This window comes from Nitrobacter sp. (genome assembly GCF_051535235.1).
GTDB lineage: Bacteria > Pseudomonadota > Alphaproteobacteria > Rhizobiales > Xanthobacteraceae > Nitrobacter.
This window is the reverse complement of record NZ_JBPPLZ010000013.1, coordinates 44,127-60,320: the sequence shown is the minus strand read 5'-3', so window position 1 is coordinate 60,320 and position 16,194 is coordinate 44,127. Positions and strand designations below refer to the sequence as shown.

Annotated in this window: 17 protein-coding genes; 2 read left to right on the top strand and 15 right to left on the bottom strand. The window is 63.0% G+C overall.

Translation table 11 applies throughout. The annotated features are described in order from the left end of the window. Together ACS3WA_RS14335 and map are read right to left on the bottom strand one after the other, a co-directional pair. A partial coding sequence (locus tag ACS3WA_RS14335; protein ID WP_438279186.1) for a JAB domain-containing protein occupies positions 1-558 on the bottom strand: 558 nt, incomplete at its 3' end. A gap of 293 nt (positions 559-851) precedes the next feature. Beyond that, the gene (gene map, locus ACS3WA_RS14330; RefSeq protein ID WP_438279185.1) at positions 852-1,676 is read right to left on the bottom strand and encodes a type I methionyl aminopeptidase; all 825 of its coding nucleotides are present in this window, start codon (positions 1,674-1,676) and stop codon (positions 852-854) included. Between the two features lie 353 nt (positions 1,677-2,029). On the opposite strand from map, the gene ACS3WA_RS14325 reads away from it, so the two are divergent. Then, positions 2,030-3,823, top strand: a complete 1,794-nt coding sequence (locus ACS3WA_RS14325; protein ID WP_438279184.1) for a potassium/proton antiporter — start codon at positions 2,030-2,032, stop codon at positions 3,821-3,823. A gap of 68 nt (positions 3,824-3,891) precedes the next feature. Here ACS3WA_RS14325 and modC read toward each other — a convergent pair whose 3' ends face one another. The 13 genes from modC to ACS3WA_RS14260 all read right to left on the bottom strand — a co-directional run bounded on the left by modC (position 3,892) and on the right by ACS3WA_RS14260 (position 15,210). Further along, entirely contained in the window at positions 3,892-4,557 is a 666-nt protein-coding gene (gene modC, locus ACS3WA_RS14320; protein ID WP_438279183.1) for a molybdenum ABC transporter ATP-binding protein, read from the bottom strand. 2 nt (positions 4,558-4,559) lie between these two features. Then, a complete protein-coding gene (gene modB / locus ACS3WA_RS14315) occupies positions 4,560-5,255 on the bottom strand; it encodes a molybdate ABC transporter permease subunit (RefSeq protein ID WP_438279189.1) in 696 nt (231 codons plus the stop codon). Positions 5,256-5,548: 293 nt separating this feature from the next. Next, positions 5,549-6,373, bottom strand: coding sequence for a molybdate ABC transporter substrate-binding protein (gene modA / locus ACS3WA_RS14310; RefSeq protein ID WP_438279182.1), 825 nt, complete (start codon positions 6,371-6,373; stop codon positions 5,549-5,551). Positions 6,374-6,548: 175 nt separating this feature from the next. Further along, the gene (locus ACS3WA_RS14305) at positions 6,549-7,049 is read right to left on the bottom strand and encodes a hypothetical protein (RefSeq protein ID WP_438279181.1); all 501 of its coding nucleotides are present in this window, start codon (positions 7,047-7,049) and stop codon (positions 6,549-6,551) included. A 1-nt stretch (position 7,050) separates the two neighbouring features. Beyond that, positions 7,051-7,188: a hypothetical protein gene (locus tag ACS3WA_RS14300; protein WP_438279180.1), complete on the bottom strand. Its 138-nt coding sequence runs from the start codon at positions 7,186-7,188 to the stop codon at positions 7,051-7,053. A gap of 331 nt (positions 7,189-7,519) precedes the next feature. Next, positions 7,520-8,482, bottom strand: a complete 963-nt coding sequence (mepA, locus tag ACS3WA_RS14295; protein ID WP_438279179.1) for a penicillin-insensitive murein endopeptidase — start codon at positions 8,480-8,482, stop codon at positions 7,520-7,522. A gap of 127 nt (positions 8,483-8,609) precedes the next feature. After that, complete coding sequence (locus ACS3WA_RS14290) at positions 8,610-8,981, bottom strand: plasmid stabilization protein (protein WP_438279178.1); 372 nt, start codon at positions 8,979-8,981, stop codon at positions 8,610-8,612. A gap of 195 nt (positions 8,982-9,176) precedes the next feature. Further along, a complete protein-coding gene (lepA, locus tag ACS3WA_RS14285) occupies positions 9,177-10,988 on the bottom strand; it encodes a translation elongation factor 4 (protein WP_438279177.1) in 1,812 nt (603 codons plus the stop codon). 104 nt (positions 10,989-11,092) lie between these two features. Next, the gene (locus ACS3WA_RS14280) at positions 11,093-11,437 is read right to left on the bottom strand and encodes an HPr family phosphocarrier protein (RefSeq protein WP_438279176.1); all 345 of its coding nucleotides are present in this window, start codon (positions 11,435-11,437) and stop codon (positions 11,093-11,095) included. After that, positions 11,434-11,835 carry a PTS sugar transporter subunit IIA gene (locus tag ACS3WA_RS14275; protein WP_292611080.1) on the bottom strand — a complete coding sequence of 134 codons (402 nt, stop codon included), beginning with the start codon at positions 11,833-11,835 and terminating at the stop codon, positions 11,434-11,436. The genes ACS3WA_RS14280 and ACS3WA_RS14275 overlap by 4 nt, the downstream gene beginning before the upstream one ends. Positions 11,836-11,962: 127 nt before the next feature. After that, positions 11,963-12,490 carry an HPr kinase/phosphorylase gene (locus ACS3WA_RS14270; RefSeq protein WP_438279175.1) on the bottom strand — a complete coding sequence of 176 codons (528 nt, stop codon included), beginning with the start codon at positions 12,488-12,490 and terminating at the stop codon, positions 11,963-11,965. Continuing rightward, a complete protein-coding gene (locus ACS3WA_RS14265) occupies positions 12,487-14,307 on the bottom strand; it encodes a stimulus-sensing domain-containing protein (protein ID WP_438279174.1) in 1,821 nt (606 codons plus the stop codon). The genes ACS3WA_RS14270 and ACS3WA_RS14265 overlap by 4 nt, the downstream gene beginning before the upstream one ends. A gap of 201 nt (positions 14,308-14,508) precedes the next feature. After that, complete coding sequence (locus ACS3WA_RS14260; protein WP_292611076.1) at positions 14,509-15,210, bottom strand: response regulator transcription factor; 702 nt, start codon at positions 15,208-15,210, stop codon at positions 14,509-14,511. Between the two features lie 217 nt (positions 15,211-15,427). Between ACS3WA_RS14260 and ACS3WA_RS14255 the strand changes: the two genes are divergently transcribed. Further along, positions 15,428-16,171, top strand: coding sequence for a HugZ family protein (locus tag ACS3WA_RS14255; protein ID WP_438279173.1), 744 nt, complete (start codon positions 15,428-15,430; stop codon positions 16,169-16,171). Positions 16,172-16,194 lie beyond the last annotated feature (23 nt).

Below are 16,194 nucleotides of genomic sequence, written 5' to 3'. Positions count from 1 at the left end.
GTTGTGCACCATGATGATCGCGGTCGCCGACAGTTCGAGTGCGCGTTTGACCACCTCGCGCGGATAGACCGGCGTGTGATCGACGGTGCCGACCTGCTGCAATTCGTCCGCGATGAGCTGGTTGCGCTTGTCGAGGAACAGAATGCGGAACTGCTCCTTGTCGGCGAACGCCATCGAGGTCCGGCAATAGTCGATCACCGCGGCCCATGACGACAGCATCGTCCGCTGCTTCAATTGTCCCTTGGCTACACGGCTGGCGCTCGCCGCGATAAGCTTGATCTCGATGATCGCCGCTTCCCCGAGCCCGCTGATTTCGCGAAGCCTGGCATCGGGTGCATGAACCACTTCGGCGAACGACCCGAACCTGCCGATCAGGGATTTGGCCAGCGGCTTGACGTCGCGGCGCGGCAGCGCGCGGAACAGCACCATTTCGAGCAGTTCGTAGTCGCTGAGCGCATCCGGTCCCGCATCGCGGAACCGCTCCCGCAGCCGCTCGCGATGGCCGTGGTAGTGCGGCGCTTCGGCAAATCCTGGGGGGCTCTTGGCGTCTGCGGGCATTTGGATGCAGCGAACCAGTCCTAGTGGTCCGGTTCTAACATTCGCATCCCGTTTCAGCGAGCCTTTTTGCGAATGTTAGAATCGAAGGACCACTAGCAAATATAAGGTGCGAGTGGAGTTTTGAATTTGACATTCGCCTCCGGGGTGTGCGCCGCCAGGTAGGCGCGAATGTCAAATTCACTCCACTGGTTACCGCAACCTTGCCGTGGTCGACGGTATTTGCAACCCCCATTCAGGGATGCGAGTCACGAAAGGACGAGCGGTCCAACGCGATCTTTGACCGGGTTGGAGATTCAGCCTCCGGAGGGCGGGTTGTCGGCGTTGCGCTGCGGCAGCGTGAAGATCTCGACTCCGGTCTGGGTCACGCCGACCGAGTGCTCGAATTGCGCCGACAGCGAGCGGTCACGGGTCACGGCGGTCCAGCCGTCGGACAGGATCTTCACGTGTGGCCTGCCCAGATTGATCATCGGCTCGATGGTGAAGAACATCCCGGGCCTGAGCGGCACGCCTTCGCCGGGCCGGCCGACATGGATGATGTTCGGTTCGTCGTGGAATATGCGGCCGAGCCCGTGACCGCAGAAATCGCGCACCACGCTCATGCCCTGCGGCTCGACGAAGCTCTGGATGGCGTGGCCGATGTCGCCGGTCGTCGCGCCAGGCTTGACCGCGGCGATGCCGCGCATCATCGCTTCATACGTCACCTCGATCAGCCGTTCGGCCTTTCGCGCGATCGGGCCGACCGCGTACATCCGGCTCGAATCGCCGTACCAGCCGTCGACGATAAGGGTCACGTCGACATTGACGATATCGCCCTCTTTCAGGGCGCGGTCGCCGGGCATCCCGTGACAGACCACGTGATTGATCGACGTGCAGGTCGAGTAGCGATAGCCGCGATACATCAGCGTTGCCGGATAGGCGCCATGGCTGAAAGCGAATTCGCGCACGAACTCGTCGATTTTCGATGTCGGCACGCCCGGTTTCACCAGATCGGCGAGTTCGTCGAGGCAGCGCGCCGTGAGGGCGCCGGCCTTGCGCATTCCGGCGAAACCGCTCGGGCCGTGCAGCTTGATCTGCCCGGTCTTGCGAAGGGAGGTTTCAGTGGCTTCGACGTAGCTCATCACGATCTGAAGTCTGGAGGAGGAATGGCTGGCTTCTAATTTAATGGATGGCGCTGACAGCGCAAGCTCGACCACCGGTGACGCTCCGGGAGAATTTCCCGCGTGGCCCCGGGGGCATGCCGATCGAAGCCCGCCGCCGATGGCGTTATCCGGGTGCGTCGTGTTGACGCCGCCAGGCTCCGCCGCCGGGCCGGCCGGCTTCGATGAGTTGCCGTCAATACGGTGATAAAACAGTTTTTACGTATTGCGTTCGCGGTCTTGAAGGCATGACGCGGACCGGCAGAAATCGGTTGGCGCGACGCGACGGCGACGATAAGGATGAAAATGCAAGTGTTTACCGCTTCGGACTTTTGATGGCATCTCTGGATTCGGTCAGTCTGGCGATCTTGCTCGGCGCGATTCTGGTCATGGCCGGAATTCTGTCGAGCCTGTTGGCGCTGCGGTTCGGCGCTCCCTTGCTGCTGGTCTTTCTGTTCATCGGCATGTTGGCGGGGGATTCCGGGCCCGGCGGCCTGTCGTTCAGCGACGTCCAGAACACCTATCTTGTCGGGTCGGCCGCACTGGCCCTGATTCTGTTCGACGGCGGTCTGAAGACGCGATTCCAGAGCATCCGCACGGTGCTGGCGCCCTCGATGGTGCTCGCCACGTTCGGCGTGCTGCTGACCGCGCTCGTCACCGCGCCGGTCGCGAAATATGCGCTCGATCTCAACTGGACCGAGGCGCTGCTGATCGGCGCGGTTGTCGCCTCCACCGACGCGGCCGCGGTGTTCCTGCTGGTGCATGCGCAAGGGCTGCGGCTGCGTCCGCGTGTCGGCGCCACGCTGGAAGCGGAGTCCGGCACCAACGATCCCTTTGCGGTGTTCCTCACGCTGATGCTGGTGGAACTGATCTCGGTGGGCGACAGCTCGGTCTGGCATGTGGTGCTCGAGTTCCTGCGAGAGTCCATGCTCGGTGCGATCGTCGGTTTGATCGGCGGGCGGATTGTGGTTGCCGCGCTGAACCGCGTGGCGCTTCCCCAGGGTCTGCACGCGCCGTTCGTCACGACCGCGGCGCTCGTGATCTTCGGGGTGGCGCAGATATTCCACGCGTCCGGGTTTCTTGCGGTCTATCTCGCCGGAATCATCATCGGCAACCGTCCGACCCGCGCCCACAACTCCGTCGTGACGTTTCTCGATGCCGCCACCTGGCTGGCGCAGATCGTGATGTTCGTGCTGCTGGGTTTGCTGGTCTCGCCGCAGCGCCTTTTGGATAGCGTCGTGCCGGCGGTGCTGGTTGCGCTGGTGTTGATGCTGGTGGCGCGGCCGCTGGCGGTGTTCCTCTGCCTCGCGCCGTTCCGCTTCAACTGGCGGGAAAAGCTGTTCATCGCCTGGACCGGGCTGCGGGGCGCGGTCGCGATCTTCCTCGCCTCGATCCCGATGCTGGTCGGCCTGTCGAAGGCCTATCTGTATTTCGACGTCGCTTTCGTGGTGGTGATCATCTCGCTGTTGCTGCAGGGCTGGACGCTGGCCGCGGCCGCGCGACGGCTGCATGTGGCGCTGCCGCGCGCCGAACGTGGCCCGCGCCGCGTCGAACTCGATCTGCCGGGGCAGCTTGAGCAGCAGTTGGTCGGCTATCCGGTGCGGCAGAAGAGCCTGTTCCTGCGGCGCGGGCTGATTCCGTCCTGGTCGAAGCCGACGCTCGTGATTCGCAACGAGAAAATTCTGACGCCGGCCGAAGCGGAGCCGATCGCGGCGGGAGACTACCTTTATCTGCTCGCGCCGCCGGAAAAGGCCGAGGCGCTCGATCGCTTTTTTGTCGAGATGCAGCCGATGGCGTCGCCGGACCCGCATCTGCTCGGCGACTTCCTGGTCTCGGGCGAAATCACCGTCGGAGATATCGCGCAGATCTACGGCATTTCCGTCGATCCGCCGGCCGCGCAGCTGACGCTGGCCGATTATTTCGACGTCAATCTTGACCGTGCTCCGAAGGTTGGCGCGACCCTGCCGCTCGATGCCATCGTTCTTGTCGCGCGCAACATCAGCGAGGGCCGCGTCAACGTTGTCGGACTCCGGTTGCCCGAAGACGAAGAGAAGCCGCCGTCGCTGACGCGGAAGGAGGCGCTCCGGCAAAAGGCGTCGAAAGCCTGGTCGTCGATTGCAAGGTTTTGACCCTCACGCGAAACCCGTCTCCATCCCCGGGTCAAGCCCGAGGACATGCTTCGCTTGAAACGCTTTAATCAGGTGGGCAGGATTTCGGTGCCGCCGAATGCGGCGACCCGCCCGCGTTTCAGCATCACGATTTGCGAGGCGAGCTGGCGAAGCTCATCCGGATCGTGGCTGACGTAGACCATCGGCACGCCGGCTTCGTCGCGCAGCCGCATCAGATAGGGCAGGATTTCCGCCTTTCGGTCCTCGTCGAGCGATCCCAAAGGTTCGTCCAGCAACAGGAGCCGGGGGCGTGAGAGCAGCGCACGGCCGAGCGCAACCCGCTGCCGCTCGCCGCCTGAAAGCTGGCCGGGGCGACGATCCAGCAGATGACCGATATTGAGCATGTCGTTGAGTCGGGTTTCCTGCGCGGCATCGCGGGTCAGACGGTTCATCCGCCGGCCGTAATCCAGGTTCCGACGCACATCGAGATGCGGAAACAGCCGCGCATCCTGGAAGACATAGCCGATGCGGCGCCGATGCACGGCGATATGGAGAGGTTTCGTCGTGTCGTCGAGCGCTTCGCCGTCGACGGAGATCACGCCACGGTCGGGCTTCTGCAACCCTGCGATCATGCTGACGAGCGATGTCTTGCCGGCGCCCGAAGCCCCGAACAGCCCGGTGACGCGCCCTTCGCTCGTAAACGCGACCTCGACCGAGAAATCGCCAAGCTGTTTCGATACCTCGACATGCAGCATGGTCAGTTTCCGTGCAGACGCCGGGTCGCGCGTCGCGCGAACACCTCGGAGGCGACCAGCGCCGCCATCGACATCACGATCGACACGATCACCAGCCGCAGTGCCGCCGTGTCGCCGTCGGGCGTCTGGATCAGCGAATAGATCGCCGAGGAAATCGTCTGGGTCTCGCCCGGAATATTGGATACGAATGTAATGGTCGCACCGAATTCGCCGATCGCTTTGGCAAAGCCGAGAACCATGCCGGCCAGAATGCCCGGCAACGCCAGCGGCAGCGTCACGGTGGCGAAGACCCGCCACGGCGATGCTCCAAGCGTGCTCGCGGCCTGCTCCAGCCGCCGGTCGACGGCTTCGATCGACAGCCGGATCGGCCGCACCAGCAGCGGAAATGACATCACGCCGCAGGCGAGCGCCGCCCCGGTCCAGCGAAATGCGAAAACGATGCCGAGATGGTCGGCGAGCCAGCCGCCGATCAGTCCGCGTTTGCCGAAGGTCAGAAGCAGCAGATAACCGGTTACGACGGGGGGGAGCACCAGCGGCAGATGAACGGCGGCATCGATGATCGATTTGCCCCAGAACTCGTAACGCGCCAGCGCCCACGCGAGCGCGATGGCGATCGGCGTCGCCAGCAGTGTCGCGACCAGGCCCACCCTGAGTGAGAGCAGGACCGCCGTCCATTCGGGGGGCGAGATCTCGAACATGCGCTCGGCAATATCTTTATCGTTACGGGATTGAGACGAAACTGGCGAAGCCAAATCTTGCTCCTGGAGCCTCGCTTCTGACGAAATCGGAAAGCGGAACTCCAGGATTCTGTTCTGACATCAGTTCTCGAATGCGAGTCCGAGAACTGTCCGCCCGGAAACGCTATCGCTCAGTAACACGCGACCCACCTGAGCGACGAAGCAATGCGGCTTGCCGTGAGGTTGCCGATTGCTTCGCCAACTATGTCGTCAGGTCATGAGGTCGGACCGCGGCTCGCGATGATCGCAGCCGTTCAGGTCGTGGGGCTGACCAGGAACGAGAAGCCGTACTTCTCGAAGATAGCCTTGGCTTCCGAACTGCGCAGGAAGGCCAGGTAATCATCCGTGCCCTTATGAGCGGTCGAGGTCGCCGCCACCGGATAGACGATCGGCGGATGCGAGTTCGCCGGGAACGTGCCGACGATTTTCACGCCCGGCTCGACCTTGGCGTCGGTGGAATAGACGATACCGAGTGCGGCTTCGTTTCGCGCGACCAGCGCGAGCGCCGCTCGAACGTTCTCCGCCATCGCCATTTTCGGTTCGACCGCGGTCCATGCGCCGAGCTTTTCCAGCGCCGCTTTGGCATATTTGCCGACCGGCACGGCCTTGACGTCGCCGGTCGCGACCTTGCCGTCGCCGGCGAGCTTGGCCAGATCAAAGCCCTGGTCGATGGTGACCTTGTCGATCTTCGAATCCTTCGGGGCGATCAGCACGATGCTGTTGCCAAGCAGGTTGACGCGGCTCGGTTTGTTGATGGCTTTCTTGTCTTTCACGTAATCCATCCAGGCCGTATCGGCGGACACGAAAACGTCGGCCGGCGCGCCCTGTTCGATCTGTTTGGCAAGCGCCGAGCTTGCCGCGTAGCTCGCGACGATCTTGACTCCGGTCTTGGCGGTGTACGCATTGTCGACATCGTCAAGCGCATTCTTCATCGACGCCGCTGCGAACACCGTCAGTGTCTTGTCCTGCGCCGCGGCGGGCGCCATGGCCGAGGGCTTGGCATCCTTGGCGGAGGCCGGCGCGGCAAGGAAGGCACCGACCAGCAATGCCGAGAACAATGAACGGGCGAATAACTTCATGGGGACGCTCCAAATCGATCCGGCGCGAATGACCGCGCAGGTTGTGCAAGGGATTGACAAGACGATCGAATGGAAGCGCCGTTCCAGGAATCCGACGGCTTACGGCCAGCCGGAAAGATCGCTGGCCCGACAATAACAGCCGCAGTCCATACGTAAAGGGCTGCGGCTGTTGGTTTTAATGGGAAGCCGGCGTAATGGCGAGGTTGATGGTATCCTTGGCGGCGCCGCTGACCTGTAGGATCACCGGACCGGCGGGAAGGTCATACCGGACGCTTTTCCTGACCCCGGCGCAGCCGGTGACCCCGCCGAACGAGTTCGACTTGAGATAGGAGTCGTTTTGAAGAGCGTCGATCCAGCCGTATTCCGATATCGTCACAACGTACAGTCCTGCGGACGCCACGTTGGCACGAACGAACCCGGCATAGCTGCCCGGCTTCTGCTGGCGCTCCGGCGGTTTGGGCAGAACCGCCTCGGCGATAGGACTTAGCGTCATCGTAATGGCGACCGGCGCAGCAGGCGTTTCCGCGCCGGCTGCCAGCTTCGGCAGGGAAGGCGCGGTGAGGAGCGCGATTTCCTTCTCCATCGGCCATTTGAACTTGTCGCACCCTTCTGGGTCGGCTGCGAGGGCCGGCGTCACCGCGACCAGAAGCAGCGCAATCGACAGCGTCGGTTTCATGTCAGTTCACCGCAACCATGACGTCGGAGACTTGCAACGCGACAACGACCGGATTTTCGGCGTTGAGACGGGTTTCGTCGGCAGCTTTGGTGGTGGTCGATGATGTCGGGATTGGCGGGTTGCGTTCGCTGATGATCATCTTGAATCCTTCGCAGATCCGATCCCTGCGTCACAAAGTCGCGCGCAGGCTTGCTGTTGGGAAAGCGGGCTTGCTGGTTGGGAAAAGGAGGATCAGGCGCTCTGATCTGCAGTCTCGCCAGCGCTTACGGCGCGGCGACGTTTGGCACCGTAGCATTTTCGAACAGGCATGTCCTCGGGCTTGAATCGAAGACGGGTGGCGGTTCGCGTCAAGACAACGAGTCAGAACAACAGTCTGGAGCCGCTTCCGATTCAACGAGAAGCGAGATGCTCCAGATGGCTCGATCAGGTTTCCATGTCAGCCGAAACCGTCCGCGCGCCGACCATGGTTGCTATTGCCGGGCATCGGGCGCGGCCAGCACCTCGGTGCAATCTGGCGGCAGTTGGGCCAGCGTGATCGGCGGCTTCGGCTTCGGCGGCACTAATGGCGGCTTGGGATGCAGCACGGCGTCGCTGAACCAGTAAGCCAGATCGCCGGCGCTGCACCCTTCAGTCGGCTCAGGCGGGGTCTGTGGTTCACATTGAGGATTGCCGGGCGGACATTTGATTCGGATATGGAAGTGGTAGTCGTGGCCGTACATGGGTCGGACCTTCGAAAGCCAGCTGCGGTCGCCCCTGGCCTCGCGGCACAGCGCCTTCTTGATCGCGGCATTGACGAAAATGCGCTCGACCGACGGCTCCCTGGCCGCGGCGCGAATGACGCGGAGGTGACTCGGAGTCCAGGTATGGGGATCGATGTCGAGACGGTCACGACGCACCATCATGACAGCCGACATCTCCTCGCGCTCGTTGCGCGACAGCAGCCGGTTCGGCATCGGCGTCAGCCAGACGTCGGCATCTAACCCGATCTGGTGACTGGCATGACCGGTGATCATCGGTCCGCCGCGCGGCTGCGCCATGTCGCCGATCAGAAGTCCGGGCCAGCCGGCATCCCTGTGCACCTTGGCTGACAGCCGCTCCAGCAATGCGACCATGGCGGGATGGGCCCAGTTGCGGTTGCGCGACAGTCGCATCACCTGCCATGTCGGTCCGGTGACCGGCAGCGCTTCGGCGCCGGCGATGCAGCCCTTCGCATAAAAACCGATGACGTGCGGCGGCCCGGCGGTGGGGAGCAATTTGCGGCCGAACAGTTGCTTGGCCGCAAGATTGGGATCGTGCGGATTGGCCAACGGCGGCAGCGGTCTGGGGTTCAGCGTCCCCTTGTCCTGCGCGAAGGCGCTGGGCACCGGCAAGCCGTCGCTCAGGACGGCGATGGCGGACGCCAGAAGCAGGCAGAGAATCGCGCGAATGGTCATGACCGGCGATTCTATAGCGTTTTCGCGAAGCCGCGGCCACAAATGGTCGAACGGTCGTTCCGCCGCGCCGCCTGCCGGAGCGGCCGGGTGCATTGAGGGGAAAGGCGCTTCCCTTGATTCTGATTTCCTATCGCTTGCGCGCGGTTTTCTTCGCCGGAGAGCGCCTTGCTTTTGCCGGCGAGCGTTTCGCGGCATTGCGTTTGCGAGTTGCAGCCGCCTTCTTCGCCGAGCGCGACCGATCGGCTGCCGAACGTGAAGCCGCAGCCTTGCCGCCGCGCGGTCCGCCGATCCGGCCGCCGCGCTTGGAGGAGACCTTCGTGGTCTTGCGGCCGCGCCCCGATCCGCTCTTCTTGCCGCCGCCGCTTTCACGATTCACCGTGGCCCATGCCCGGCGTTCGGCCTCCTTCTTCTTTACGCCGCGCTTCTCGTAGCCTTCCTCGATGTGCTCGGCCTTGCGCTTCTGCTTGTTGGTGTAGCTCGATTTGTCGCCGCGCGGCATGACGCCTCTCCGGGTTGCGTTTCAGTGGAATTGAAACGCTCCGCGGTTGCGGCGGTTCCTTTAGGGTCTGTTTCGTTGAATCAGACTCGTCGCTTTTGTTTGAGCATGATCTCTTCCGAAAACCGGTATCCACTTTTCGGGATCATGCTCTAGTCGGCGCGCGGCGGCGGTGAACTCATGCGCTGACGCGGAGCATCAGCCATCGACCTTCAGCGCGGCGATGAAGGCTTCCTGCGGAATGTCGACCTTGCCGAACTGCCGCATCTTCTTCTTGCCTTCCTTCTGCTTCTCCAGAAGTTTGCGTTTGCGGCTGACGTCGCCGCCGTAGCATTTCGCGGTGACGTCCTTGCGCAGCGCGCGCACCGTTTCGCGCGCGATCACCTTGCCGCCGATCGCCGCCTGGATCGGAATCTGGAACATGTGCGGCGGGATCAATTCCTTCATCTTCTCGACCATGGCGCGGCCGCGGCCCTCGGCGCGGGTCCGGTGTACCAGCATCGACAGCGCATCGACCGGCTCGTTGTTGACGAGGATCTGCATTTTCACGAGATCGGCCGGCTTGTAGTCGGTGAGGTGATAGTCGAACGAGGCGTAGCCCTTGGAGACGGACTTGAGCCGGTCGTAGAAATCGAACACCACTTCGTTGAGCGGCAGATCGTACTTCACCATTGCGCGGGAGCCGACGTACGTCAGTTCCTTCTGCGCGCCGCGCCGCTCCTGACACAGCTTCAGCACGCTGCCGAGATAGTCGTCGGGGGTGAGGATGGTGGCCTCGATCCATGGCTCCTCGATCTCGGCGATCTTCACCACGTCGGGCATGTCGATCGGGTTGTGAATCTCGATCTCGCTGCCGTCGGTCAGCTTCATCTTGTAGATGACGCTCGGCGCGGTCGCGATCAGGTTGAGATCGAACTCGCGGCTCAAGCGTTCCTGGATGATCTCCAGATGCAACAGGCCGAGGAAGCCGCAGCGGAAGCCGAAGCCGAGCGCGGCGGAGGTCTCCATTTCAAAGGAAAAGCTGGCGTCGTTGAGGCGCAACTTGCCCATCGCCGCGCGCAGCGTCTCGAAATCGTCGGCGTCCACCGGAAACAGGCCGCAGAACACCACGGGGATCGCCGGCTTGAAGCCGGGCAGCATGTCCGTTACCGGCTTGCGATCGTCGGTGATGGTGTCGCCGACACGGGTGTCGGCGACTTCCTTGATCGCCGCGGTGATGAAGCCGATCTCGCCGGGGCCGAGTTCGTCCACCTGCTGCATCTTCGGGGTGAAGAAACCGACCCGCTCGACATCATAGGCCGCGTTGGTGCCCATCATGCGAATGCGGCTGCCCTTCTTCATGACGCCGTCGACGATGCGGACGAGGACGACGACGCCGAGATAGACGTCGTACCAGCTATCGACCAGCAGCGCCTTCAGCGTGGCGTCGCGGTCGCCCTTCGGCGGCGGCAGGCGGGTGACGATGGCCTCCAGCACATCGGGCACGCCGAGGCCGGTCTTGGCCGAGATCATCACCGCATCGGATGCGTCGATGCCGATCACGTCCTCGATCTGCTGCTTCACCTTGTCGGGCTCGGCGGCCGGAAGATCGACCTTGTTGAGGACGGGCACGATCTCGTGATTGTTGTCGAGCGCCTGATAGACGTTGGCGAGCGTCTGCGCCTCGACGCCCTGGCTCGCGTCCACCACGAGCAGTGAGCCTTCGCAGGCGGCCAGCGAGCGCGAGACCTCGTAGGCGAAGTCGACGTGGCCGGGCGTATCCATCAGGTTGAAGACGTAGTCCTTGCCGTCCCTGGCGCGGTATTTCAGGCGCACGGTCTGCGCCTTGATGGTGATGCCGCGCTCGCGCTCGATGTCCATGGAATCGAGCACCTGCTCCTTGCCCGCCATCTCGCGATCGCTCAGGCCGCCGGTCATCTGGATCAGGCGGTCGGCCAGCGTCGACTTTCCATGGTCGATATGGGCGACAATGGAGAAGTTGCGGATATTGGCTATGGGAGAGGTCGTCATGGGGCGCGGGATAGCATCCGGTCGAACAGCGGGCAAGCAAGGGTCAACCGCGAGAAGCGCATTCCGGAGGTTTCCGCGCTACGGCCCCGGGCGGGCGATGCCGGTCACTCGTCCTCATTGAATTTGTTGCCGATGAGTTCGGCGATCGCGGCGACCGCGGCTTTCGCTTCGGGGCCGGTTGCGGACACCGTGATCGTTGTTCCGATGCCCGCGGACAGCATCATCAATCCCATGATCGAATTGCCGCCGACCGTTTCGCCGTTGCGCGTTACGCTGACGTCGGCGTTGAAGCGCTCGACCATCTGAACGAATTTCGCAGACGCCCTCGCATGCAGGCCGCGCTTGTTGACGATCGGAATTTCGCGGGAGACCGCGCCCGGAGCAGCAGATGCTCTTGCCGTCGCCGGCGCATCGTTCGACGAGACCGCGTCGTCCGGCTTCCCGGTCATTTCCCGGCGAGCACCCGGCTGGCGATCGTCACGTATTTGCGCCCCGCCTCCTGCGCCATCGCGATGGCGTCGGGCAGCGTGCGTTCCTCGCGCACCTTGGCGAGCTTGACGAGCATCGGAAGATTGATTCCCGCGAGCACCTCGACCTTGGGCCGGCTCATGCAGGAGATCGCGAGGTTTGAAGGCGTGCCGCCGAACATGTCGGTGAGAATGGCGACACCGTCGCCGCTGTCGACACGGTTGACGGCTTCGATGATATCGCCCCGGCACAGATCGGCATCGTCTTCGGCGCCGATGGTGATGGCTTCGATTTGCTTTTGCGGGCCCATTACATGTTCGAGCGCCGCCTTGAACTCATCGGCGAGGCGCCCGTGGGTCACAAGTACCAGACCAATCATTGAAAACTCCTCGCGGGTGCTCTTGGTGCACCGCACGAACGGGCCACTTTGACCATCCGGAGCCCTCACGCAAGGGGGAGCGGCAGGTTTTTCGCTGAAAACCGGTCGCTCCGTGAGCCGCGATGGTCTACTTCGTGGCTATAGTGGGATTTATATGGTTACCAGATTTCCCCCGGCAATCAGCAGTAAGGCGAGTGTCGCTGCAACCCGGAATGGTCGTCAGCGCGGCGATGGTCATCGGAAGTGGCGAAAAACCAGCCGCCACCGGAATTCGGGCCAGTTCGACCCCTGATATCGTGGTTTGCAGCGCCTTTGCCGGGGGCAGGCGCTCGGCATCCAACGCGGCAAGATCGATCACGAGGCCGACCGGAGCCTCCGCGACAAAAGCGCTGCGGCGAATGCCGAGTCCGCGGATTTCGATCAGCCCCTCGAGTTCGGGCGGCGGCCTGACGAGAAGACGGTCGCGGACCGCCTCCAGGCAAAGGCGGTCGTCACCGACCAGTGTCGCTGCCGGAATCTGGCCGCTAAGGCCGGCCAGCATGAGATCGAAGGCGAGGCGGGACTTGCCGGCGCCGGAGGGCCCGCGGATCAGAACGGCGCGATCTCCCACCAGAACTGCGGAGCCATGGATCGTCGAACCGGACAACGCGGTCATGTCGCGGGAAGGCGGACCACGAAGCGCGCGCCTGCGATCCGCGTGTCGCCCTGGGCATCGGTCGGGCCAGGGCGGTTTTCCGCCCAGATGCGCCCGCGATGCGCCTCGATGATCTGCTTGGAGATCGACAGGCCGAGGCCGGAGTTCTGGCCAAAACCCTGGTGCGGCCGGTCGGTGTAGAAGCGTTCGAACACCCGCTCCAGCGCATCGGGACGAATGCCCGGCCCGTCGTCGTCGACCACGATCTCGATCTCGGATTTCAGGCGTCGGCACACGATGCGCACCCGGCCGCCGGATTTCGAGAACGACTGCGCATTGGTCAGGAGATTGGAGATGACCTGGCCGAGCCGCGAGTCGTGACCCGGCACCGAGAAGGTCTCGGCCCGATTGCCTTCGAAACGCACGTCGACGCCGACGTCGTGACCAAGCCTGGTTTCGTTTGCAACCGATGTCAGCGTGGTCAGCAAGCGCCGGACATTGACCGGGGCCACGTCCGTGCGCTGCAATTCGGCGTCGAGACGGCTTGCGTCGGATATGTCGGAGATCAGGCGATCAAGCCGGCGCACGTCGTGCTCGATCACCTCGAGCAGACGGCTGCGGCTGGCTTCGGTTTTGGCAAGCGGCAAGGTTTCCACTGCGGAACGCAGCGAGGTGAGAGGGTTTTTCAGTTCGTGCGAGACGTCGGCGGCGAAAGTCTCGATCGCCTCGATGCGGTTGTAGAGCGCGTCGGTCATGTCGCGCAGCGCGCCGGACAGGTGGCCGATTTCATCGCGGCGGCGAGTAAAATCGGGGATCTCGATGCGCGTCTTGATGCGGCGGCGAACCCGCTCGGCGCTGTCGGCGAGCCGCCGCACCGGCCCCGCGATGGTGCTGGCCAGCAGAAGCGACAGCACGATCATGACCATCACGGCGACGCCGAACACTTTCAGAATCGCCAGCCGCTCCGCCGTCACCATCTGGTCGATGTCGTCGCCCTGCGTGGAGAGCATCAGCGAGCCGAAGATGGTGGCGCGCGGCCGCTCCACCGGCACCGCGACCGAGACGATGATTTCGCCGCGATCGTTGATCCGGACCATGCTCGATTTCTCGCCCTTGAGCGATTGCGCGACCTCCTGATACCCGTTGCCGTTTTCGGGGCCGAGTTCGCGGTAAAGCGGAAGATCGCCGCGATTGAGCCAGGTGCGGATCGCGATCGTGGTTCGCTCCAGGAAGCCCGGCTTGACCTCGGTCGGTGGCGGCAGTTCGAAACGAATGACGTCGCCGCGACGAAAAAGGCTACGGCTGTCGAGGATCAGCACGCCGTCGCGGTCGTAGATGCGCGCGCGCGTCTTGGTCGGCGAGATCAGCCGCCGCAGCACGGGAGCGACGCGCTCGGGATTGATCGGAAAATCCAGCCCGGAAAATTCCTCAGGCGCTCCGTAGCTCTCGCCGGGCTTGAGATCGAGCAGGCGATCCGGGTCGATGGTGATGGTGTTGGTTTCCACCGTCGCCGAAGCGGCGATGGCGCTTGCGATGATCTCGCCCTGCACCAGCAGGCTTTGCGCGCGCGCGTCGATCAGTCCGGCGCGGAATTGCGAGAGATACAGAATGCTGGCCGCCAGTGCGATCAGGCCCGCGAGATTCAGCGACACGATACGGCGGGTCAGGCTCGAAAAACTGAGCGTGAAAAGAAACTGCCCGGCGCGGCTCAGCCACTCCCGCGGCCGCTGCCAGTGCGGCGTCGGCTCGACATGATCGGCAGGAGCGTCCGTCACGAGGACCTGCGAGGTCTCCTCGGCGGTATCCGGATTGAGATCAGGCTGCGTTCGATCAAGCAATGACTGAAACTGCCCGGTTATCGGTCCCACATTTCACTATCGTCATTCCCGCCACTTCGCGTTCACGCTGAGGATGCGCCCGTGCCGACCAATGTTCGCGGTCATGCCGGTGGCCCTGCCTCGAATGTGAACCGCGCATCGGGAAGGCTTGCCCCGAGCATGAATCGGCTCGCGGGCTGCACGTCCCGGAACGGCAGTTTATCAGGTTTCCTTGAAACGGTAACCCACGCCGTAGAGGGTTTCGATCATCTCGAAGTCGTCGTCGACGACCTTGAACTTCTTGCGCAGCCGCTTGATGTGGCTGTCGATGGTGCGGTCGTCGACATAGACCTGATCGTCATAGGCGGCGTCCATCAGCGCGTTGCGGCTTTTGACGACGCCGGGACGCGTCGCGAGCGCCTGCAGAATCAGGAATTCCGTGACGGTCAAAGTGACAGGCTCGTTTTTCCAGGTGCAGGTGTGGCGTTCCGGGTCCATGCGCAGCAGGCCGCGGTCCAGCGCCTTGGCGTCGGTCTCCTTGGGAGCTGCGGCCGGGTCTTTCGGGCAAGCGCGGCGCAACACCGCCTTGACGCGTTCTACGAGCAGCCGCTGCGAGAACGGCTTGCGGATGAAGTCGTCGGCACCCATCTTGAGACCGAACAATTCATCGATCTCTTCGTCTTTGGAGGTGAGGAAAATAACGGGCAAGTCGGATTTCTGACGCAGCCTTCGCAGCGTCTCCATTCCGTCCATGCGCGGCATCTTGATGTCGAGGATCGCGAGATCGGGTTGACTGGTGCGGAAGCCGTCGAGTGCCGACGCACCGTCGGTGTAGGTCATGATGCGATAGCCTTCGGCTTCGAGCGCGATCGAGACCGATGTGAGAATGTTGCGGTCGTCATCGACCAAAGCGATTGTGGGCATATGCCTGCTTTCCGAAGCGGATGGCGAGAGGCGAACAATTCGACCGTCTGGCCCTTGGAGTGGCTTTAAGAACGCAGTCAACGAGCAATGCAAGCTGGGCTGAAGTGTGACCGAGTTCCCGGAAAACGCGCGAAGGACGCCACCGTTCCGTACCTGTTCGATCCTTTTATCTTAGCCCGAAAGGGTGGTTTTTCCAAATGAATTGAGGACTTAAGCCATGCAGCCGACCGCCAATTTCACCGCCGCCAACCTTACCCGATCGCTGCTGCGCCGAAGCCGGCAAGGTGCGCTTGCGACCCTGATGACCGGCAGCGGGGACCCCTATTGCTCGCTCGTCAATGTCGCAAGCCATTACGATGGCTCGCCAATTCTTCTCATTTCGCGTCTGGCGCTGCATACCAAGAACCTGCTCGCCGATCCCCGGGTATCGCTGATGCTGGACGAGCGCGCCGAGGGTGATCCGCTGGAGGGTTCCCGGATCATGGTGGGCGGAACGGCCGAGGAGGCGGACGGGGAACTCAGGACAACCCTGCGCCGGCGGTATCTGAACGCTCATCCGTCTGCGGAATCTTTCGCGGACTTCAAGGATTTCTCGTTCTTCCGGATTCGGCCGACCAATGTTCATCTGGTCGCCGGTTTCGGGCGGATCGTGGATCTCAAACCGGAAAAAATTCTGACCAGCCTTGAGGGCGCAGACGAATTGCTTGAGGCCGAACAGCGCGCGGTCGATCACATGAACGCCGATCATCGCGATGCGCTGAATCTCTATGCGACGCGATTGCTCGGCGCCAAGGCCGCCGACTGGCGCTGCACCGGCTGCGATCCCGATGGCCTGGACATGGGTGCCGACGGTCATGATGCGTTGCGGCTGGATTTTCCGCGGCGGATCGTCACGCCGACCGAGCTTCGCGTCGTTTTGAAGGAGTTGGCGGAAAAAGCCCGCGCCGCAAACCAGATCTGATCGCTGTCAGCCGCCTCGGAACA